The sequence below is a fragment of the Streptomyces sp. NBC_00503 genome (assembly GCF_036346895.1).
Taxonomy (GTDB): Bacteria; Actinomycetota; Actinomycetes; order Streptomycetales; family Streptomycetaceae; genus Streptomyces.
The window spans coordinates 151,454-170,506 of sequence record NZ_CP107855.1; the positions used below are offsets into that span (position 1 = coordinate 151,454).

Here is a 19,053-nt window from a genome sequence, read left to right on the forward strand (position 1 = left end):
GGCGGGGTCAGAGCACCACGCGGTAGTGCGTGGTCAGGCGTCCGTCGTCGCCCAGGATGTGGAAGGCGAGGCCCGGCGGCTGGTCGCGGTCGGCGGGCTCATCACCTTCCCAGGGCATGCGCAGGGTCCAGGTGACGGCCGGGCCGACGATCAGGGGCCGGCCTGCGAAGGTCGAGGCGGCCGCGGTGTGCGCATGTCCGGTGAGGACGGCTGCGACCCGGGGGTGTGCGTCGAGGAGCGCTGCGAGGCCGTCCGGCTCTTCGAGCCGGTAGGCGTCGGGCAGCGGGTGGTGGAGTCCGACCGGGGGCTGATGGAAGGCGATCAGCGCCGGTACGTCCCGTGGCAGGGCGCTCAGCTCGGCGTCGATCCACGCGAGAGTCTCGGAGTCGAGACGCCCCTCGTCCCGCCCGGGGATGGTGGAGTCGCACATCAGGACGGCCGTGCCGGCGATGAGGTGGATGCGGTTGACGGGGCGGTCGTCGGGTACCTCGCCGAGCAGGGCCTTGAGGTAGGCCGGGCGCGCGTCGTGGTTGCCGGGGCACGGGAGCACCGGGAAGGGGGCCGCCAGGATCCGCGCCGCCTCCTCGTACTCGGCCTCCGTGCCGTGGTCAGCGATGTCCCCGGTGACCAGGAGCGCGTCGACCGGGCGGGGCAGGGCCCGCAGGTGGTCCATGACGCGGGTCGCGCGCCGGGTCGCCCGCTCGCTGCCGTCCAAGTGCAGGTCACTGATCTGTGCGAGCAGCACCGCCATCTCGTTCCCTCCCTCAATGGTGGCCGTTGCGGCGGCCGCCGCCGGTCCGGGCCGGGGCGGCTCCCCTTCCGGACTCTAACGGTAATTCTCATTTTACCGTTAGAGACTCTAGACTGGGCGGAGAGTGTGATCAAGTGGGGCCGACGGACGGAGAGGAGACGCTGATGGAACGGTGGCTCGCACTGGAACTGGCGAGCACGATCCGCCATGACGGGGACGGCGGCGTCGCCGACGACCTCACGACGACGGACGGAACCGACGTCTGGATCCGCACACAGGCGGACGGCCTGGCGGGGCAGGTCGACGTCGGCGCGATCACGGCCGACGAGAGGCTCAGGGCCGAGATCGTCGAGCTGCGGCGTGCCGTGCGGGCGCTGTTCGCGTGGACGGTCAGGCCCGCGCCGCCCAGCCGGGCGGACGCACATCGACTGATGCCGGTCGACCAGGCTCTGGCCCATCTCAACGCCGTCGCCGCGCGCGAACCCGTCGCACCACAGCTGGATTGGCCCTCGGGCGACTCCCCCACGGCCCGGCTGCTGTCGGCGCAGAGCGATCCGGAGGTCCGGCTCGTCGCAGCCCTGGCCCGCGCCGCGATCGACTTCCTGAGCGGTCCGCACCGTGAGCGGCTGCGGTCGTGCACGGCTCCGCGCTGTGTGCGGTACTTCGTCAAGTCACACGGTCGGCAGGAATGGTGCAAGCCGTCCTGCGGCAACCGCGCCCGGGCCGCCCGCCACTACCGGCGCCAGACGGACCGCGCAACGGAGGCGGGGCGGACGGTCTCGGGGTAGACCGGCATACGGGGCCGGACGGGCCCGCGCTCTCGCGCCGAAGGCCGGTCGCGGGCAGGCACGGTGGCGTGGCCCACGACCGGTTCGGCGTACGTACCCGGCGTCCGGCGCGGGGACGTCGGTGCCAGGGTCTGTGTGATGTCGTGATCAGCTGCTGGGTGATGCGCTGTTCCCGGGGGGATCCGGTAGGACTGAGGAAGCCCTGCTCGGCAGGTCCCGGGGTGGGCTCACAAGCAGGATTCACCTCGGCGCGGACCGCCAGTGTCGTCCGCTTGCGCTGGTCCTGCCTGCCGGGCAGGCCGGGGACAGCCCGCAGTTCATCCCCGTGCTCGCGAAGGCAAGAGTCCACCTGCCGGTCGCGCAGCAACCGCGCCTACCTGTGAAAACGCGGAAATCGACAAGCTGAAAGCCTGGCGAGGAATCGCCACCCGCTACGACAGAACCCCAGGCAGCTGCCTCGTCGGCCTCCGCCTCCGCGCCGCCATGATCTGGATCGACGACCTCCTCAAAGCCGCCGACTGATCACGACATCACACACGCCCTAGAGGCTGAGAGTCCCCTCGGCCCCCGTGCGCCAGACCTCGGCGGCCAGGTCGGCGGCGCGGACGAGTTCACCCTTTTGGAAGGCCAGTTTGAACTTGCTGCGCGCGCAGCGGGCGAGGTTGATCCGGGCGCGCACCTGGAGGGCCGGCCGGTTCATGGAATTGCTGAGCGAGACCAGGGCGGCGAGGGTTTCGCGCTGCTCGTTGAAGTCGCCCTGCAGCTCGTGGTGACGGGCCAGCTGGGACAGTGCGCGCCAGCGGGTCAGGGGGTCGGCGTCGTCGGCCCGGGAGACGGCGTCCGCGAGTCTGCGGCCGGGCTCGGGGTCGATCTCACGGTCCGTCAGGGCACTGGCGGCGACGACGAGATCACCGAGGCGCTCGGCTTCAATGGGAGCAGACGGTTGGCTTCACACGTCGATGGTGCTTCGTGCATGTTCGACGAACTGGGTCCGCGGCGGGACAGGGCGAGCCCTTCGTATGTTGGGCCGCCCTGGGGTGCCGGGTGTGGCTTCTAGGACCTCTATCGAAAGCATTTTCTAGGAGATCGTCAGACTGCCCGGCTACGGTGCGGGCATGGTGAATTTCGTGCTGGTTGCAGGTGCACGGCTCGGGGCGTGGGCGTGGGGCGAAGTGGTGCCGCATCTGCGTGCGGCTGGCCACGGCGTCCATCCGTTGACGCTGTCCGGTCTTGCTGACAAGCGGGGTGTACCGGCGGGGCAAGCGACTCACGTGCAGGACATCGTTGCCGAGGTAGAACGCCAGGGTCTGCGTGACGTCGTCCTGGTGGGTCACAGCTACTCGGGCATCCCGGTCGGTCAGGCTGCGGAGCGGATCGGTGACCGACTGGCCCGCGTGGTATTCGTCGACTCAAGTGTTCCAACTGACGGTGAGTCGTTTGCCGCTGCCTGGCCGGACGGCGGGGCGGCAGTGGAGTCATCGATCGCCGAGAACGGAGGGTTTTGGCCGCTCGCGCCAGCTTCTCACTACGATGGCGAAGGTCTCACCGATGAGCAGATCGCACGCCTCGTGCATGGCTCGACGCCTCACCCAGGTGCCACGCTGACCGAGCCCGCTGTGCTGGAGGGGCCGCTCGGTGAACTTCCGGCGACATACATCCTGTGCGTGATGCCGGGGGCCGAGCCCGATGACACCGAGCCCGACGATGATGTGGCCGAGCTGCTGAACAGCAAGCGCTGGCGGCTGGCCAAGATGGACACCGGTCATTGGCCGATGTTCTCCCAGCCGCGCGAGCTGGCGCAGATTCTCCTCAATGCTGCCGTGGAGTGAGAGCACCTCCATGCCTGCGGGCTGGTTTTGAACGCGCTTGATGTGTGCTGATCACAGCCATTCGCCGATGGCAGCCATGAGGACGGTCGCCTCATAGCGGACCGCCATGGGCTTCGGCGCGGGACGGATGACCTTGTTGCGCAGGGTCATGGCATGGCCCGATCCATGTTTCAGCACGCCGCGAGTGCTGGGCGTGGACGACTTCGCGATCCGTCGCGGCCAGACCTACTCCGCCGTCTTGACCAGCGTCGAAGACCATCGCGTGGTCGATGTGCTCCCGATACGTGAAGCCGGGCCACTGGCCGTGTGGCTGGTCCGCCACCCCGGCGTGGAGATCATCTGCCGGGACCGGGCCTACGCCTACGCCTGGGGTGCCCGGCGCGGTGCCCCCGATGCCCTGCAGGTCGCTGACGGGTTCCATCTATGGCAGTGACGGGAACCTGTGGAATCGGCCAGTGTCGCTCTCTGCTCCCCGGCTGCTCAGGGTTTCGGCACCGGCGTCGCAGGCCGCTCGACACGGCAGATCCTGAACGCCGCCCAGATTGCTTGAACTCAAGGGGAGGCCAGGCTCGCGCGTGCTGCGGTCATGAAGGCGATCTTGTGTTCTTCAAGGTGCTCGTTGACCTCGATGTCGCCGATCTCTCGCCACACCGCCTGGTTGAGTGCCCGGCCGTACCTGTGCGCAGGAGCGTGCAGACCCGCGTCGCTGAGCAGCACGAGGTGCCGTTCAGCGATCCAGAGTTTGGTCATGGCAGCCGAAGCGGCACTGTTCCAGGCCTCGTCATCGCCCCACTCCTCGGGACGGCTGTAGGCCGCCCGTTCGGCATCCTGGGCGCAGGCGATGAAGTCTTTGATCGCGGTCATCTGCTCGGCCCGGCGCGCTTCGCCGGTGGCCGCTGCCTGGCGGCGTTCCTCCAGCCGTTCGGCGGAACGCTGGGTGGCGCGCTGGGAGAGCGCCGTGAGGCTACCGCCGAGGGCGACGCCTGCGAGTGAAAAGAGCGGTGCCCACACTTCCATCGCCATGCGGCGTCCCCCCTATGGCAAGCGCTTGTGCATCAGCGTGCACATGGTTTCGTACCGGCGCAGTGAGCCGTCCGGTGCTTGGACGTCCCAGGCCTCCGGTCGGCGGCCGTGGGTCAGGTAGCCCAGTCGCTCGTACAGGGCTCGGGCCCGTGGATTGCTCTCCTCCACCGCGAGCTCGGCCCTGTGTAGGCCGCGTGACCTGATGCGGTCCTCCGCGGCCCGGATGAGGACCGTGCCCAGACCGCATGACTGCAGGGCCGGGTGCACCCCGAGTTGCCACAGTGTGCCTGCGTCGGCCGTGACCTGGTAGTCGATGCCTCCGATCGCCACCGGTACATCGGCCGGTGTGCACACCGCCAGGTAGTCCACTTCTCCGGCTGCCGCGCGCTCCAGCTCCCGTTCCACCTTCACCAGATGGGCGGCCGAGCCGGACCACGTACAGGCCGGCAGATCAGTGGGCGTCAGGTCGCGGATGAGGACCGGCACGACAATCCCGGCCGCTCCGGTACGAGGAAGGCTCATGCGTCTATCCGATCATTCCCAGCAGGTTGCGGGCCATAGGTTTTGGCGTGCAGGCCTCCACATCGTGAAATTCGCAGCCGTCGCAGCCCTTCACAGCCTCGTCCACTTGGGGGATCAGGCCGAGCAACCTTGGGGCCGGTCCGAGTATGGGGTGGCCGTTTTCGTGAGGCGCCATCACCTCGACGTGCTCCTCGTGCACGGGCCCGAACTCCCCCGTCCTGTCGCGGAGTTTCACCTCAGCGCCTCGCTCGTACCAGCGCCGGGCCAGGGCGAGCAGCCGTTCTCGTTCGGCGTCGGGGAGCCGCTGGATCGCGCAACCACCCCGTCTTTTAACGACGTTCAGCACCCGATGCTGCCGCCGCATCCTCAACACCAGTCCTGAAATCGGGATGACCCACATCGACGATCGGGGCCTGGGCCGACTCAAGGTGGCCCGGCCGGCCGCCAGCGTTCGGACTGCCAAGAGGGGTTGAGCGGGTAGGCGCCGGTCCCTCCGTATGACTCCGGGCTCAGGCTGATCATCCGCTCTAGCGGCGGCAGTTCGGTGCGGGCGAGGGCTACCGGGACGCCCCACCCGTGGACGGGTCGGCGACCAGGCGGAAGATGTCGCGCGTCGGGTGCACGTCGACCGGGATCCCCGTACCGACTTCGATGATCTCCTCCCCGGCGACGAGGTGGCTCGTGGCGAACGGCGGCCGGCCCGGCACGCTGACCAGCATCCGGACTCTGGTGCAACGTTCGTCCTCGCCGCACCACACGCGTTGTGCGGACGTGACCCTGCCCGTGACGCGCACGCCGCCCGTGTCCAGGTCGCGCCACACGCGCTGCCCCCGCACGGTGTCGACGATGGCCAGGACCAGGACGACCACGGTGAAAGGGGTCCACACGAGGCCGGTCACAACGACGCCCAGCCTGTCGTCGTCGGGGACGTACCCGCCGATGCCGGCCAGCAGGATCACGGGACCGGCACACACGACCAGGAGCCCCAGCCCCGTCCAGACCGGCTGCTCGAAATAGCTCGGCGGACGATTCACCGGTCCTTCGGCCTCGGCTATTCCACCGCTCGTCACAGCGTGGCCCGCCCACCGCCGGGAAGGGAATCCGAAGCATCTCGCAAGCGTCCTGACACGGGCAGAGTCTAACGGACTTGATCCTGTCGACGCGGGGGAACCGGGAGCAGTGCGGGCCGATCGCGGCGGTGACTAGTGCTGTCTCGTGAGGTTGGTGCCGCTCGGCGGAACCGGTGGCGCCGGTCGGGAGAGCCTGCTGATAGAGCGCCACCAACACGCCGTGCACGGGCTCGTCCTCTGCATCTTCCTCGGCCCCGTCGACCAGTTGGGCGAGGGCCTCGCCGAGCTCTCTCGCCCTCGCGGGGCTGAGACGCAGGTGGCGTAGTGTCAGGTGGGTTTCGGCGGGAGAGCGGTCCAGCTCCTGGGCGACCGCGGCGAGCATCGCGGCGGTGCCTGCCGCTTGGGGTTCGGCGACGACCATGTGGCGTGCCGTGCGCTGGTAGTACTGCTCGGTGCCGCCGCGGACCTGGCGGGTCTCGGCGACGTGGACCAGCCCGGCTTCGCGGAGCTCTGCAGACAGGGGCGGGCCGCACGGAGTTCTCCAGCTCCTACACGGCACCGTGGACCAACGGCTCCGCCCGGGCTCTTCTCGGGCCCCGTCCCGGGCGGTCAGACTGGGGGCATGCGTATTCGGGGGGATGCACAGCCGCGTCTGGGGCCGTTCGCGGCCGGGCCGGTCGGGGGAATCGCGGCCGCTGCCGCGGTGGTGCTGATCGCGCTGTCGGGCCGATACGGCTTCCACCGCGATGAGCTGTACTTCCTGCTCGCGGGTCGCCACCTGGCCTGGGGCTATCCGGACCAGCCGCCGCTCACCCCGCTGCTGGCCCGGCTCGGCTCGGAGCTCTTCGGTGCCACTCCGACCGGGGTACGGATCCTGCCCGCGCTGCTCGCAGCGGCCTCGATCGTACTGACGGCGCTGATCGCCCGCGAGCTGGGAGCCGGGCGCGGCGGGCAGGTGATCGCGGCAGCGGCGGCGGCCTGCTCGGGCCATCTGCTGGGCAATGGCCACCTGCTCTCCACCGCGACGTTCGACCTGGCCTCCTGGCTGACGGTCATTCTGCTGACGCTCCGCCTGCTGCGCACCGGCGAGACCCGCTGGTGGCCACTGCTCGGCGCGGCGGTCGGGATCGCGCTCCTGAACAAGCTGCTGGTGCTCGGGCTCCTCGCGGCGCTGGCGGCCGGTGCCCTGACCGCAGCGCGGCGCGGCCTTCTCATGCCCCGGCCGCGCACCCTTGTCGGCCCGCTGACCGCGCTGCTCACCGCGCTCCCCTTCGCGCTGCCCGTGCTGTGGTGGCAAGCCGCGCACGGCTGGCCCGAGCTGACGGTCGCCCAGGGAATCAGCTCCGACGGCGGAGCGGGCGGGCGGCTGCTCGTCATCCCCATGCAGGTACTCCTGCTCTCCCCACTGCTGGCCCCCCTCTGGCTGACCGGGCTGAGCCGGCTGCTGCGCCGCCCGGAGCTGCGCTGGGCCCGACCCGTCGCGGTGGCCTGGGTGGTGCTCTGCCTCCTGGTGATGGTGGGCGGCGGCAAGGCCTATTACCCGATCCCGCTGCTGTACGCCCTCACGGCGGCCGGCTGCGAACCTTACGCCCACTGGCTGCGCGAGCACCGCGCCAAACTGGCCTGCGCACTGCTCGCAGCCCTCCTCACCAGTGCGCTGGCCGCCCTGCCGGTGCTACCGGCCTCGGCACTGGCCGTGCCGATGACCGTCGATCCCGATATCGGAGAAGAAGTCGGCTGGCCGGAGCTCGCACGCGCCACCGCCACCGGCTGGGCGGCAATCCCCGCCGACCAGCGGGCCACGGCCGTCCTACTGACCGCGAACTACGGCGAGGCCGGAGCCCTCGCACAGTACGGGCCCGCCCTCGGCCTGCCATCCCCGTACTCCGGCCACATGGGACTGCACGCCTGGGGCCCTCCACCGGCGACCGCCAACGGGCCAGTACTCCTCGTCCACCCAGCGCAATACCCCGACGTACAAGACCACTTCACGGACTGCCACACCGTCGCGCACGTCGACAACGGCCACGGCACAGCAAACCAGGAACAGCACGCAGCCGTAGTCCTGTGCGCGGGACCGGACCGGGCATGGGCGGAGCTCTGGCCCCTACTACGCCGGTACTGAACAGCCCGCCGAAATCCTCAGACGGACTCCGAAGGGACGACCATCGCCATGCCGGAGGGACCGTCACCCAGAACCAAATCGCCGCCCTGTGGCGCCTCGACGTCGCCCTGCGGGATAGGCCTCCCCCTCTGGAAGATGCTCTACGAGTCCACCGCCCGGGCCGATGAGATGCTCTGCCTCAACGTCGAAGACCCCACCCCGGCGGACAAGTGCGGGAAGATCAGCACGGGTCCGTCCGCCGCCGAACCGGGCGCCCCTCTCCACGGATGCGCTGCACCAAGCCGCCACCCTGGACGGTGACACCGAGAAGGAACTGGTGGAGTCGGTGACCACTGAACCCCCGCTGAGCACGGCCCGTCTGGCCGTCGCCACCGCCTTCGCCGCCCTGGAAGACTTGGACGACCGTCCGAAAGAGGTCTTCGCCCTGTGCAACGCACTGTCCAGAGCCATCCCCCGGCTCAAGGTCGACGCGAATGCGTCGTACTCGCGTAGCTGACCGCCGCGCTCGCGGTTCTGCGGTTCTGCGGTTCTGGCGGAGTGCGACGACCATGGCGAGGTCACGAGCACCGGTTCGGGGGCGGACTCCGTGCAGTGGCGTGCCGATCAGCGGGCCCTCATCGACAGCGGCCGCTGGGACCTCGCGATGAGGATGGACATCAACGAAATCCGTGACCTGTACGGCGACAAGTACGACACCCACATCGCGGACATGGTCGAGAGCCTGAAGGTCAACAAGAAGATCCAGGCCATGCTGACCAGAACTGGCTGGTCGACAGAGTACGACGTCCTCAAACAGATCGACCGGAGAACATGATGGACCTGTTCCTCGACCCGCCGAACGGTGTGCACCCCCTGCGTCTGGGCATGGACTTCGACGAGGCGATGACCGCCGTGGCCCCCTGGGGCGAGCCGCGGGTCATCGGACCGCGCCCGGGCCGACCCAAACGGCGTGCCATGGGGTCCTTCGACGGGGTGGGCTACACCGCCTTCTTCGACGAGGACGGCTGCCTCAACGCGTTCGAACTGTGGTGGCCGGGCGAAGGGAAGCACACGACCACCCGGGTTCTGTTCGACGGCCACGACGTGTTCACCGACCCGGCCGAGGAGATCCTCCAGCGGGTGCGTGAGCGCGGCTGGACCGTGACGGCCCCGGATACCGAGAGCCTGGTCGTGCCCGGCGTCTCGCTCGGATTCACCCGCCAGACCTCACAAGAAGTCCCCCTCGACGCCGACGGGCTCCCCCTCTCCTTCACCTCCGTACTCGTCGCGGGCACGGACTACTACGACTTCCTCACCACCCCCTGAGCCATAACGCCGGGAGCACCAGCAAGGCGATGAGGAAGGCCGGTCAGCGGACGGACTGTCCGCAGACCGCTCCGATGCTCGCCATGGCCACGAGAACGATTCCGGCGCCTGTAGACCTCGACGCGGCGTGGCGCTACGAGCGGCGCCGCGACCTGGGTCGGCACCAAGCTCCACTAGGACCTGGCTGTCGATGAGAACGAGCGCCAGCCCACGGGCGTCATGGGCCGGCCCGTGCGCAGTGCGGGCGGCGATGAGTTCCAGGGAACGGGCGGCTTTCAGGGCGGCTGTCTACCGAACGTGACCGTCCCGTGACAACATCCGGGCCGCGAGGGCGGCGCCGACGGCGGTCCGGACCGGCTTCCCCATTTGCCAGCTGAAGGCGCCGGCGCCGGTGTGTGCTAGACAGGCAGTAATCAAAGGGGCATTTTGCAGCAGCTCAAGCTCGGAATCATGTCGCAGACCCGCAAAGAGAACGAGTACCGTCTGCCGATCCACCCAGCGCACTTCGAACGCATCGACGCCGACCTTCAGCCCAGCATCTATCTGCAGACCGGTTACGGCGATCACTTCGGTGTTTCGGACGGACAGCTTGCTCCGTGGGTTGCCGGTTTCCGCTCACGCGAGGAACTGATCACAGAGTGTGACGTCATCCTGCTGGCCAAACCGCTGCACGAAGATCTGGAGGACCTGCGAGAGGGGCAGGTGCTGTGGGGGTGGCCGCACTGCGTGCAGGACGAGAAGGTCACGCAGGCCGCCATCGACCGCAGACTCACGGTGATCGCCTTCGAGGCGATGAACCACTGGACCCGGGACGGGGGATTCAGTCTGCACGTCTTCCACAAGAACAACGAGCTGGCCGGCTACTCGTCGGTGCTGCACGCCATGCAGCTGACCGGGGCCACCGGTGACTACGGGCGCCGGCGGCGTGCGGTAGTGATCGGCTTCGGCGCCACCGCCCGCGGCGCGGTCACCGCACTCAGTGCACTGGGCGTTCACGATGTGGATGTGCTGACTGCCCGCGGCATCGCCGCCGTCAGCTCACCCATCCACTCGGCACGGATCGTGCACTTCGACCACGACGAGGCCGACGACACCCTCGACCCGCGGCGCAGCATCGTGGTCACCGAGGACGGCCCGGAGCCGCTGGCCGACTTCCTCGCCGGGCACGACATCATCGTCAACTGCGTTCTCCAGGACACCGCGGCGCCGCTGATGTTCCTGATAGAGGAGGACCTGCCGAAGCTCGCGCCCGGCACCCTCGTCATCGACGTCTCCTGCGATGAGGGCATGGGTTTCGCCTGGGCTCGGGCCACCACCTTCAACGCGCCGATGTTCACCGTCGGTGACCACGTCCACTACTACGCAGTGGACCACAGCCCCTCCTATCTATGGGATGCAGCCACCTGGGAGAACAGCGAGGCGCTGATTCCGTTCCTGCGGTCGGTCCTCGAAGGGCCGGCCGGCTGGGACGGCGACCACACCATTCGCCGAGCTATCGAGATCCGCGGCGGCGCCGTCCAGAACCCGGCAGTCCTGGCCTTTCAGCAGCGCGCCGCACAGTACCCGCACGCGCTGCTCTGAACCGATGCCACCTGGTCGACGGCATACCCACACCGGGTTCACCGTCGACCAGAAGCCCCTGTGAGGGCGACGTGGAATCCTGCGCCGGCTCCGCGGTGAGGTGCCCACCGAAGAGGTCGGGTGGTCAACGGACTGGCCGAGCCGCCTTTCCGGCCCCCGGGAGATGCGCCGACGGGATCTCGTGACGTGCGGTGAGAACCTGATGGGGATGCGCGAGCGGACCGACTGCGGCTTGCTGGACAACCACCCACGATGTCGCGGAGGACGTGGACACGCCGCGGTGCGTCAATGCTGCCAGGACGGCCGGACGCGGAGCAGCTCGGTCCGCAGCACGGGTGCGCCGTCGACCGGTGTCGGGTCCTCCGCGGTCGGTTCGATGCCTCCGGCGGCGACTCTGTCGAGTGTCGTCAGGCCGTCGGCGCCGACTGTGCCGAACACCGTGTAGTTCGGTCGCAGCGCGGAATCGCCGTAAACGACGAAGAACTGTGAACCGTTCGTGTCCGGACCGGCGTTGGCCATCGCCAGCAGGCCGCGCCCATAGAGGCGGCGCGCGCCGGTCGGATCGGTCGGTGCCGGCGGCAGGTCCACCGGCAGCTCGTCCTTGTACTTGTACCCGGGCCCGCCCTCACCGGTAGCGGTCGGGTCGCCGCACTGCAGGACCTTCAGCGTCGGGTACGCCGTCAGACGGTGGCACACCGTACGGTCGTAGAACCCATGCCGTGCCAGGTGCAGGAAACTCTGGACCGTGCACGGCGCCTTGGCCCGGTCCAAGTGCAGCGGGAGCGGGCCCTGGCTGGTCGGAACAGCCATATCAACCGTGCCACGACTGGGGGTGCGCCGCGGGTCGGGCGGCAGCGGAACAGAGCGTGCCGGCGGCTCGTCCGGGGTCTGTGTGTACTGGCAAGGGCCGTGCGTCGTGCGCGGCGGAGCGCCGTCGGAAGCGGTGGCGACACTCCCCCCGGACACGACTAACGCCACGGCCGCCAATGCGCTGGTCAGTGCTCGTTTCATCTCGCACGCCCTCCCGATGATCGCCAAGTCCCGAAGCGGTCGCAGTCTAGGGCGTGGGTTTGGTCCGCGGGAATAGCTGACGGCAGGAGGCTGGATCGGCCGACCCAGAGGTCCTCGCCCTCCAGCTGACGCCCCTCCTCGACGGAGCCAACGGCGCTGCAGGCGTCGGCCGCACCACAGGCTCCCAACGGCCCTCACGCGCCTCCGCCAGCCACTTCCACACCGTCCGAACCATCACACTGGCAGCCTCCGCCATCACCCGCACAGGCAACGAGGACAGCTCGCAGCAGTGCGCAGCTTGTCACCCGAGCGGTGGGAGGCGAGGACGTCCGCAATGGCCAACCGGCGGCGACTGTGAAAATCGCTGTCCGATCATCGGAGCACGGTGATAGACATCCGGCGTGGAAAAGAATCTTGAGTTCCCTGACCTGTTGCGACTGATCGATGAACGGTCGACCGCCTTCCGCGCCGTGGTCGCCGCCGCGCCCGGTCTCGACGCGCAGGTGCCGACCTGCCCCGGGTGGACGCTGTTCGATCTGGTGAAGCACCTGGGTGGGGGAGACCGTTTCTGGGCCGCCATCGTCGGCGCGGGGTCTGCCGACGCTCCCCCGGCCGAGGCCGTCGCCGCGCGCGCCGCGCTGGAAGTGCCGCAGGAGCGTGAGGCCCTGCTGGCCTGGCTGGAGGCGTCGACGCAGCTTCTGCTGGACGCCCTGCGCGCGGCGGGACCGGAGAGCGGTTGCTGGACGTGGTGGCCCGCGTCGCAGTCACCGCAGACCGCCGGCGGCACCGCCCGGCACCGGGTCCAGGAGACCGCGGTGCACACCTACGACGCGCAGCTCGCCGGGGGCGCCTCGCAGCCGCTGCCGGTCGAGCTGGCACTCGACGGTGTGGAGGAGTTCCTGTTCACCGTCTGCGCAACGCCGAGTGCCTGGCCGCACAAGCCCACGGCCTTCGACTTCCACGCCGCCGAGGGCCGCTCCTGGCGCCTCACCGTCGACGGCGACGGCGCACGCATCACCCGTATCCCCACGCCCACCGCCGCGATCGGCGAAGACTCGGACGCAGCCGGCGCCTCCGTCCACGGCACGGCCAGTGAGCTGGTCCTCTACCTGTACGACCGGATCCAGGCCGACTCCTTGCACGTTGACGGAGACGCAGGGCTGCTCGACCTGCTCCGCGCCTGGGAGCCGGAGGAGAAGTAGGGCGTAGCGGGGCGGTTGGCCGCGCCTCGAGCCGGTAGGACACGGCTCTTCGCCAGGTTCGTCAGTCGCGGCAGGCGGAACTCCCTCATGGTTGGCGGCGGCAAGGCTCGAGGGCAGCCCGAGAGCCTGCTGCGTGATGGGCAACTCGTCTGCGGGCTGGGGAGCGAGGCTTGTTCGACCGGTAAGCGCCCATCCGCCTGCGGTGGTTCAACTACCCCGGCCATCTCCTGGTGAAAGGCTGGGTGAAACCTCGTAGGGGCGTCACGTGACGCCCCGTGGCCTTGGCTCGCTTGTGGGAAGCGGCCGATGGCCCGGAGCTTCAGGGCCCGCTGAAGCCGTTGAGGTGGTCGTTGGCCGCGGCTGCGTTCTCGGCGCTCACGTCGTTGCGCCCATGCCGCGAGCGGCCCCCCTCGGGGTCCATGTTCCCCTCATCTGTTCACCTGGCTCAACCGTCCCCCTGCCGAGCCGGCACGGCACGGCATCGAGTACGCCGAGCACGCCGCTGGCTTTCCGGCTCTCCTCGTGTCCCATCAGGCGCGCCTGCACGCGTTCCACGGCCTGCAGCCGGGCGGATCCGTGACCGCCTGGACGCGGCTCGCGCATCGGCGGTAGTCCGGCCCCTAGCGGAGTTTCGTCACGCAGGTGACTGGTTTCGTGACGCGCGTGCGCTGTTGTCCTCCGGCAGTGCTGCCCTCGGGGATTTGCGTATGCGGTAGGCGCTGGAGCGGCATTTGGGGGAGCAATAGCGGGCTGGTCGGCCGGTGGATCCTGGGGTCCGTGCGGGCAGGCTCGCACCGCAGGCCGGGCACGAGGGTGCGGGGCCGGGCCGGGCGGTGTCCGGGGCGACTTCCATAGCGGGGGCGTGGGCAGGCGGTGGCGGGGATGCCGAATGGTGGGTGAGTCCTTGTCGTTCGGCGATGACTCCTGCTTCGAAGCGGCTGCGAGCGCCGAGGGTCTCGAGAAGTTCGGAGACGTGCCGGCGGCAGGTACGCAGGGAGATACCGAGGCGGCGGGCGATGGTGTCGTCCTTGATGCCTTTGGCGAGCATGACGAGGATCGTCTGCTTCATGGCCTGGGAGACGCCATGTGCGGCGTGGGGGCCGGTGGCGTAAGGGGTGGCATGGGCCCAGTCGCGTTCGAAGACGTCCAGGAGGTAGGAGAGGAGGTCGGGTTCGCGGATGATCAGGGCGCCGCCGGAGCGGGCCGGGAGCAGGGCCAGGACCTGGTCCACGATGATCATCTGGGGCAGTACCTCGGGCAGGGTGCGGATCTGGGCGCCTGCAGCGACGAGGTCTTCGGCGTGGGTGCGGGTGGGCTGGTCGAAGCGGGTGGCGTGCTGGTAGAGGCTGCGCATGGTGATGCCGCGCTGGAGGAGGGCGAGGTCGCGGGGAAGTGCTTCGCGCAGTGCGGCGGGCGGGAAGGCTCCGCCGTCCTTGGAGACCAGGACCTCGCTGCGGCAGGAGTCGATGACCTGGGTGAGCAGGGTGCGGACCGCGAACTTGTCGGGTAGGTGGTCGATGGTGCCCTGCGGGAAGGCGTGCTGGCGGGCCTGGAGGTAGACGGGCATGAGGGCCGCGAGCCCGTCGTGCTGTTCCTGGATCTGACGGCGCTGGGTACGCAGGGATTCCTCTTGGGCGCGGAGGGCGGCGTCGCGGTCGGAGAGCAGTTGGCCGGCCGCGGCCTGGGGGCTCACCGGCTGCCAGCGCACGCCGGGATCTCCCGTGGTGGCGGGGACTTGTTGGAGGAGACAGGCGTCGAGGAGGGAGTCCAGCGCCCGGTGGCTCTCGTCCTCGCTGATTCCGGTCTCGGCGGCAGCCCTCGACAGGGCGGCGGGGGTGAGGCTCTCGTGGACAACGGTCCAGCGGTAGAGCAGTACCGCCGCGCTGCCCAGTTCGGGTATGCCCCTTGCCACGCTGTCACCTGGTGTTCCGTCCATCGGACCCCTCCTAAAAGTGCATGGCACACAGATGATGCCCCGCGGGGGTGCCACGGGCGACGCCGGGTCGGCACAGTGGTGATCACAGCCGGAACACGCGGCTGGCGAGCCGAGCACGACACCGGCGGACTGACCACTGCCGGGCGACACAGCAGGAGTTGACGCACATGCGGGGAAACACGAGCCGGGCCCTGGTGGCCCTCGTACTGGCCGCGGGCATCGGATGGGGCGGCGCCGCCACCTCCGCCTCCGCCGCTTCGGAGGTGCCCGGCGCCGGGCACCGCGTCAGTGCTGACGCGAAACTTCCCCGGTGGCTCGACCCCGGCAAGGACTGCCCCGTGACGACCGCGTGGGGCGACGAGAACTGCCCGCCCCGGCAGTACTAGCGCCTGTGTGATGTCGTGAGCGGTTTTGAATGATCTGGATCGACGACTTACTCGAGACCACTGAATGATCACGACATCGCGCAGGCCCTGACGCGGTGCGGTCCGCCTCGTTGGTGGACCGTCAGCGGCCCCTGACACAGTCCCCCATCTCATCTACTGCCCAGGAAAGGCGCCGACCTTGCCACGCCCCGACGTTCTTCACCCACGCACCAGGACGCTCGCCACGCTGATGGCGATGGCCGCGCTCGTCGGCTTGCTGATCGGCCTGCCGGCATCGCCGGCCGCCGCGGACACGCCCAACGCCCACACCATCGCGACGTACAACTCGCAAGGCGCCCGCTGGTCGGACGTCCGGCAGCTCAGCAACGACAACGACATCGTCGCCGTCCAGGAGGCGGGGTCGGAACCGAGTCTGTACGGCATGGTGCTCCAGCAGTCCTACAACCGCGGCGGCTACACCGTCCACCTGTATCGCTGGGGCAGCCGCTTCGTGTACTGGATGAGTCCGCTGGGAGACACCCGGGTCAACCTCGCCATGGTCACGCACACCATGGCCCACGAGGTCTACGTCGCCCCGCCCGGCCGGGCCGGCGCCCGCCCCGCGATGGGGCTGCGCTTCGACGACGACATCTACTACAACGTGCACGCGGCGGCTACAGGAGCGCACAACGAAGCGCAGGAGCTGGTACGCCAGGTCCGCAACCAGGCGACCTCGGCGGGCCGCTCGTGGACCGTCATGGGCGACTTCAACCGTGACCCGGACCAGGGCATGCACACCCTCGCCGCGGGTCTGGGCGCCCAGGTTTACCACACCGGCGATGCGACCCAGCAGAGCGGCGGCGAACTCGACTACATGATCTCGTCGCGCCCGCTGGCGAACTACCGCGGGGTACGCATGGGCGGCCGCGGCTCCGACCACTACCCGGTCTACTTCCGCACGCAGATGGTGGCGAACGGGTCCGTGGTCGAGCTGACCAGCGACAGCGACCACGAGAAGTACCTCACGTTCGAACGCGGGAGCAACGCCAACGGCACGCACCTGGTCAGCGACACCTGGAACCCCAGCAAATCCCAGTGGAAGCTGCGCAGCGTTCCCGGTGCCGGCAGGTTCGACTTCAACTTCGTCAACAGGTCGACCGGCAAGTGCATCGACGTCGACAACGGCCGCTTCGCGAAGATGGGAGACGGCCTCAACGAATGGGACTGCGAGGGCCAGACCTCCCAGGTCTTCAGCATCTACTACTGGGGCGAGGAGCCGGGGACCTGGCTGATCAAGCAGAAGAACACCGACTTGTGCCTGAACACCACGGGCGCCAAACCCAGGGTCATCTCGCTGTGGACGTGCGCTGACGGCACCCCCAGCCAGCGCTTCCTGCCGCACTTCTACGGCTAGGTCGTCCCTTCCAGGATCGGCCGTCGCCGGGTCAGGCCGAATCCCGGATGACCAGCCGCGGCTCGAACAGCACCGCCGTGGCGGCTTCCACCGCGGTCCCGACCGCCACGGGAGCCGCCACGGCGTCGAGCAACAGCCGGACCATCTCCGCCGCCATGCCCTCCACCGGCTGGCGTACGGTTGTCAGCCGCGGGCGGCAGGACCGGGCGGCGCTGGAGTCGTCGAAGCCGACGGCGGCCACGCGTGATCGACGGCCGCAAGCGGACGCACGACGAGCTGCTGTTCTGCTACCTGCTGTTCCTCGCCGGCCTGGACACGACGGCCTGGGCCATTCGGTCCAGCCTGTGGTATCTCGCCCAGCACCCGAAGCCCAGGCCCGGTTGCGGGAGCACCCCGATGAGATACCGGCGGAGGAGGAGTTCCTGCGCACGCTGTCTCCCGTACAGGCGATGGCGCGCACCTGCGTCCAGGACACCGAAGTGGCCGGCCAGAAGATCAAGGCCGGTGACCGGGTCGTGCTCGTCTTCGGAGCCGGCAACCGTGACCCGGAGGCCTACGACGACCCCGACGACATCGTCCTGGATCGCCGGGACACCCGGCACCTCGCGTTCGGCGTCGGCCTCCACCGGTGTGCCGCTTCCAACCTCGGGCGGCGGGAACTGGTCGTCGCCCTGCAGGAGTTCCTCGCCGCCGTGCCGGACTTCTCCCGCACCGACCCGACCGAGCCCTGGCACGGTCCGGGCCCGCTCACCCCCCGGATCGGGCGGTGAGTGCGATCTACCGGATCCGGATCGACTCCCGGCAATGCCAGGGACACGCGCACTGTCTCACCTTTCTCCCGGAGACCGTCGACTTCGACGACGAGGGCTACGCCTACGTCCCCGAGGCGGAGAGCCGCCGTGCCGAGATGACCGACGCTCTGCGGCAGGCGGTGGCGAACTGCCCCGAGCGGGCCTTCCAGGTGGTGGAGGAATGAACATGAACAGAACTACCGTCGGCCCAGGGCCGCCCATGTCCACAACCACAACCAGCGCACTGATCGCAGCCCGCTCGAAACGCTGGCCGTGCTGCTGGTCGCGTTCGTGATCGTCGTCGCGGCCGAGTCGTACGGAGAGGCCGGCGACGCCGTGGGCGCGGCGGCGCACGGGGTGGACCAGCTGTACGAGGTGGCGGACTACGCGCCCGAACCCCAACGCGAGCGGATGCAGGGAGCCGCGGTCTGCTACTCCCGCGCGATCATGACGTACGAGTGGCCCTTGATGGAGACGACGGGGGCCAAAGCCCCCCAAGCGTCCGTCTTGTCCACCGACTTCCGCAGGCGCTTCAAGGAGCTGGCCCACAAGGACAACAGCAGTTTCGCGTGCCTGCCACCTCTACCTCGGTGACCGGCCGGCCCGGCCAACACCCCTTCACGAACCAACGCGAAGGAGGACTACCGCGCATCGAAGGCAACCCATGTGTTCCCCGGCAGCTCGGGCTTCCCAGGCACCGGTCGCCGCTCCTCGGTCCAGGCCTCGCCCGCGACTTCGGAAGCGACGCGACGCCAGAAGCGTGCCGCGCCCGCGTTCTCCTCCTGAAAAGCGATCTCCCATCGGCCGGGGTGCGCGGCCAGGACGGCCTGCACCGCTCGCAACCCGAGGCCGGACCGGCGTGCCCCACGCACCACGAAGAAGCTGTTCAGCACGCGCGCATCGCTGTCCAGCGCGCGTACGAACGCAAAGCCGACCGGCCGGTCACCAGACCACACGAGATAAGCCGACCAGGTGGGATCGCCGATCGCCGACTCCAGCCATTCGCGGCGGTAGGTTCCGTCCGGGTTCGGCAGGACGCCCCAGAACTCCGACAGGTCGTGCAGGAAAAGCGGCCAGAGTCGTTCCAGGACGTCGCGGTCCTCTCCGCCCGCTCTGCGGACGACAAATTCTGCCATCTGGTCCTCCTCGAGAACGAGAGAAGCCTTCCGGCAGACCGGAAGGCTTCGAACTATCGAGCGGACCTTATCGTGTCCACGACCTGGACACACAGCTCGCAGATCCAGGCCGCGCGGACGGTGTCTGCGTCGGCACCGTCACGTTCAACCGACGTAGCGGACGCAGGGAGGTTCACCTGCATTCCTCCATGAACTAACGCGGCA

At 69.1% G+C, this 19,053-nt stretch carries 22 protein-coding genes and 3 pseudogenes; 15 read left to right on the forward strand and 10 right to left on the reverse strand.

The window, feature by feature from the left end; all coding sequences use genetic code 11:
- Positions 1–7: 7 nt before the first annotated feature.
- Complete coding sequence (locus OG490_RS00800) at positions 8–751, reverse strand: metallophosphoesterase (RefSeq protein ID WP_330294313.1); 744 nt, start codon at positions 749–751, stop codon at positions 8–10.
- A gap of 164 nt (positions 752–915) precedes the next feature.
- Between OG490_RS00800 and OG490_RS00805 the strand changes: the two genes are divergently transcribed.
- Positions 916–1,539, forward strand: coding sequence for an ABATE domain-containing protein (locus OG490_RS00805; protein WP_330294314.1), 624 nt, complete (start codon positions 916–918; stop codon positions 1,537–1,539).
- 187 nt (positions 1,540–1,726) lie between these two features.
- Positions 1,727–2,061 (forward strand): annotated as a pseudogene (locus OG490_RS00810) (hypothetical protein); the annotation flags it as partial.
- A gap of 19 nt (positions 2,062–2,080) precedes the next feature.
- Here OG490_RS00810 and OG490_RS00815 read toward each other — a convergent pair.
- Positions 2,081–2,239 carry a hypothetical protein gene (locus OG490_RS00815; RefSeq protein WP_330294315.1) on the reverse strand — a complete coding sequence of 53 codons (159 nt, stop codon included), beginning with the start codon at positions 2,237–2,239 and terminating at the stop codon, positions 2,081–2,083.
- A gap of 415 nt (positions 2,240–2,654) precedes the next feature.
- Here OG490_RS00815 and OG490_RS00820 point away from each other — a divergent pair, with 415 nt between their 5' ends.
- Complete coding sequence (locus OG490_RS00820; RefSeq protein WP_330294316.1) at positions 2,655–3,368, forward strand: alpha/beta fold hydrolase; 714 nt, start codon at positions 2,655–2,657, stop codon at positions 3,366–3,368.
- Positions 3,369–3,492: 124 nt separating this feature from the next.
- Positions 3,493–3,795 (forward strand): annotated as a pseudogene (locus OG490_RS00825) (transposase); the annotation flags it as partial.
- A gap of 125 nt (positions 3,796–3,920) precedes the next feature.
- Here OG490_RS00825 and OG490_RS00830 read toward each other — a convergent pair.
- The 4 genes from OG490_RS00830 to OG490_RS00845 form a co-directional block, all read right to left on the reverse strand.
- Complete coding sequence (locus OG490_RS00830) at positions 3,921–4,391, reverse strand: hypothetical protein (RefSeq protein ID WP_330294318.1); 471 nt, start codon at positions 4,389–4,391, stop codon at positions 3,921–3,923.
- A gap of 12 nt (positions 4,392–4,403) precedes the next feature.
- Positions 4,404–4,913 (reverse strand): GNAT family N-acetyltransferase, encoded by a 510-nt coding sequence (locus tag OG490_RS00835; protein WP_330294319.1) that lies wholly within the window; start codon positions 4,911–4,913, stop codon positions 4,404–4,406.
- Between the two features lie 4 nt (positions 4,914–4,917).
- Complete coding sequence (locus tag OG490_RS00840) at positions 4,918–5,259, reverse strand: hypothetical protein (RefSeq protein ID WP_330294320.1); 342 nt, start codon at positions 5,257–5,259, stop codon at positions 4,918–4,920.
- A gap of 211 nt (positions 5,260–5,470) precedes the next feature.
- Positions 5,471–5,947 (reverse strand): hypothetical protein, encoded by a 477-nt coding sequence (locus OG490_RS00845; protein ID WP_330294321.1) that lies wholly within the window; start codon positions 5,945–5,947, stop codon positions 5,471–5,473.
- 658 nt (positions 5,948–6,605) lie between these two features.
- Here OG490_RS00845 and OG490_RS00850 point away from each other — a divergent pair.
- The 5 genes from OG490_RS00850 (at position 6,606) to OG490_RS00870 (ending at position 10,994) form a co-directional block, all read left to right on the forward strand.
- A complete protein-coding gene (locus OG490_RS00850; protein ID WP_330294322.1) occupies positions 6,606–8,108 on the forward strand; it encodes an ArnT family glycosyltransferase in 1,503 nt (500 codons plus the stop codon).
- 325 nt (positions 8,109–8,433) lie between these two features.
- Positions 8,434–8,604 carry a hypothetical protein gene (locus tag OG490_RS00855; protein WP_330294323.1) on the forward strand — a complete coding sequence of 57 codons (171 nt, stop codon included), beginning with the start codon at positions 8,434–8,436 and terminating at the stop codon, positions 8,602–8,604.
- Positions 8,605–8,694: 90 nt separating this feature from the next.
- Entirely contained in the window at positions 8,695–8,922 is a 228-nt protein-coding gene (locus tag OG490_RS00860) for a hypothetical protein (protein WP_330294324.1), read from the forward strand.
- On the forward strand, positions 8,919–9,413 hold the full coding sequence (locus OG490_RS00865) for a hypothetical protein (protein WP_330294325.1): 495 nt from the start codon (positions 8,919–8,921) through the stop codon (positions 9,411–9,413). The genes OG490_RS00860 and OG490_RS00865 overlap by 4 nt, the downstream gene beginning before the upstream one ends.
- Positions 9,414–9,839: 426 nt before the next feature.
- On the forward strand, positions 9,840–10,994 hold the full coding sequence (locus OG490_RS00870) for a N(5)-(carboxyethyl)ornithine synthase (RefSeq protein WP_330294326.1): 1,155 nt from the start codon (positions 9,840–9,842) through the stop codon (positions 10,992–10,994).
- 285 nt (positions 10,995–11,279) lie between these two features.
- Here OG490_RS00870 and OG490_RS00875 read toward each other — a convergent pair whose 3' ends face one another.
- Positions 11,280–12,005 (reverse strand): peptidylprolyl isomerase, encoded by a 726-nt coding sequence (locus OG490_RS00875; RefSeq protein WP_330294327.1) that lies wholly within the window; start codon positions 12,003–12,005, stop codon positions 11,280–11,282.
- Positions 12,006–12,406: 401 nt separating this feature from the next.
- Here OG490_RS00875 and OG490_RS00880 point away from each other — a divergent pair, with 401 nt between their 5' ends.
- On the forward strand, positions 12,407–13,207 hold the full coding sequence (locus OG490_RS00880; RefSeq protein WP_330294328.1) for a maleylpyruvate isomerase family mycothiol-dependent enzyme: 801 nt from the start codon (positions 12,407–12,409) through the stop codon (positions 13,205–13,207).
- Positions 13,208–13,841: 634 nt separating this feature from the next.
- On the opposite strand, the gene OG490_RS00885 is transcribed toward OG490_RS00880, so the two are convergent.
- Positions 13,842–15,119 (reverse strand): helix-turn-helix transcriptional regulator, encoded by a 1,278-nt coding sequence (locus tag OG490_RS00885; RefSeq protein WP_330294329.1) that lies wholly within the window; start codon positions 15,117–15,119, stop codon positions 13,842–13,844.
- A 191-nt stretch (positions 15,120–15,310) separates the two neighbouring features.
- Between OG490_RS00885 and OG490_RS00890 the strand changes: the two genes are divergently transcribed.
- Together OG490_RS00890 and OG490_RS00895 are read left to right on the forward strand one after the other, a co-directional pair.
- Complete coding sequence (locus OG490_RS00890; RefSeq protein WP_330294330.1) at positions 15,311–15,529, forward strand: hypothetical protein; 219 nt, start codon at positions 15,311–15,313, stop codon at positions 15,527–15,529.
- Positions 15,530–15,764: 235 nt separating this feature from the next.
- Positions 15,765–16,922: an RICIN domain-containing protein gene (locus OG490_RS00895; RefSeq protein WP_330294331.1), complete on the forward strand. Its 1,158-nt coding sequence runs from the start codon at positions 15,765–15,767 to the stop codon at positions 16,920–16,922.
- Between the two features lie 31 nt (positions 16,923–16,953).
- Here OG490_RS00895 and OG490_RS00900 read toward each other — a convergent pair.
- Positions 16,954–17,178: pseudogene (locus OG490_RS00900) on the reverse strand (substrate-binding domain-containing protein); the annotation flags it as partial.
- Positions 17,179–17,266: 88 nt separating this feature from the next.
- Here OG490_RS00900 and OG490_RS00905 point away from each other — a divergent pair.
- From OG490_RS00905 to OG490_RS00915, 3 genes are all read left to right on the forward strand, one after another.
- Complete coding sequence (locus OG490_RS00905; RefSeq protein WP_330294332.1) at positions 17,267–17,692, forward strand: cytochrome P450; 426 nt, start codon at positions 17,267–17,269, stop codon at positions 17,690–17,692.
- Positions 17,689–17,898 (forward strand): ferredoxin, encoded by a 210-nt coding sequence (locus OG490_RS00910; RefSeq protein ID WP_330294333.1) that lies wholly within the window; start codon positions 17,689–17,691, stop codon positions 17,896–17,898. The genes OG490_RS00905 and OG490_RS00910 overlap by 4 nt, the downstream gene beginning before the upstream one ends.
- Positions 17,899–17,986: 88 nt before the next feature.
- Entirely contained in the window at positions 17,987–18,307 is a 321-nt protein-coding gene (locus tag OG490_RS00915; protein ID WP_330294334.1) for a bestrophin-like domain, read from the forward strand.
- A gap of 47 nt (positions 18,308–18,354) precedes the next feature.
- Here the strand turns inward: OG490_RS00915 and OG490_RS00920 are convergent, their stop codons facing one another.
- Positions 18,355–18,849: a GNAT family N-acetyltransferase gene (locus OG490_RS00920; RefSeq protein WP_330294335.1), complete on the reverse strand. Its 495-nt coding sequence runs from the start codon at positions 18,847–18,849 to the stop codon at positions 18,355–18,357.
- Between the last annotated feature and the right edge of the window lie 204 nt (positions 18,850–19,053).

What these genes read in the sequence shown, in the direction of transcription:
- OG490_RS00865 (WP_330294325.1), top strand. Translation starts at nt 8,919, where the DNA reads ATGATGGACCTGTTCCTCGACCCGCCGAACGGTGTGCACCCCCTGCGT.
- OG490_RS00820 (WP_330294316.1), top strand. Translation starts at nt 2,655, where the DNA reads ATGGTGAATTTCGTGCTGGTTGCAGGTGCACGGCTCGGGGCGTGGGCG.
- OG490_RS00875 (WP_330294327.1), bottom strand. Translation starts at nt 12,005, where the DNA reads ATGAAACGAGCACTGACCAGCGCATTGGCGGCCGTGGCGTTAGTCGTG.
- OG490_RS00835 (WP_330294319.1), bottom strand. Translation starts at nt 4,913, where the DNA reads ATGAGCCTTCCTCGTACCGGAGCGGCCGGGATTGTCGTGCCGGTCCTC.
- OG490_RS00920 (WP_330294335.1), bottom strand. Translation starts at nt 18,849, where the DNA reads ATGGCAGAATTTGTCGTCCGCAGAGCGGGCGGAGAGGACCGCGACGTC.
- OG490_RS00850 (WP_330294322.1), top strand. Translation starts at nt 6,606, where the DNA reads ATGCGTATTCGGGGGGATGCACAGCCGCGTCTGGGGCCGTTCGCGGCC.
- OG490_RS00890 (WP_330294330.1), top strand. Translation starts at nt 15,311, where the DNA reads ATGCGGGGAAACACGAGCCGGGCCCTGGTGGCCCTCGTACTGGCCGCG.
- OG490_RS00830 (WP_330294318.1), bottom strand. Translation starts at nt 4,391, where the DNA reads ATGGCGATGGAAGTGTGGGCACCGCTCTTTTCACTCGCAGGCGTCGCC.
- OG490_RS00805 (WP_330294314.1), top strand. Translation starts at nt 916, where the DNA reads ATGGAACGGTGGCTCGCACTGGAACTGGCGAGCACGATCCGCCATGAC.
- OG490_RS00800 (WP_330294313.1), bottom strand. Translation starts at nt 751, where the DNA reads ATGGCGGTGCTGCTCGCACAGATCAGTGACCTGCACTTGGACGGCAGC.
- OG490_RS00815 (WP_330294315.1), bottom strand. Translation starts at nt 2,239, where the DNA reads ATGAACCGGCCGGCCCTCCAGGTGCGCGCCCGGATCAACCTCGCCCGC.
- OG490_RS00895 (WP_330294331.1), top strand. Translation starts at nt 15,765, where the DNA reads ATGGCCGCGCTCGTCGGCTTGCTGATCGGCCTGCCGGCATCGCCGGCC.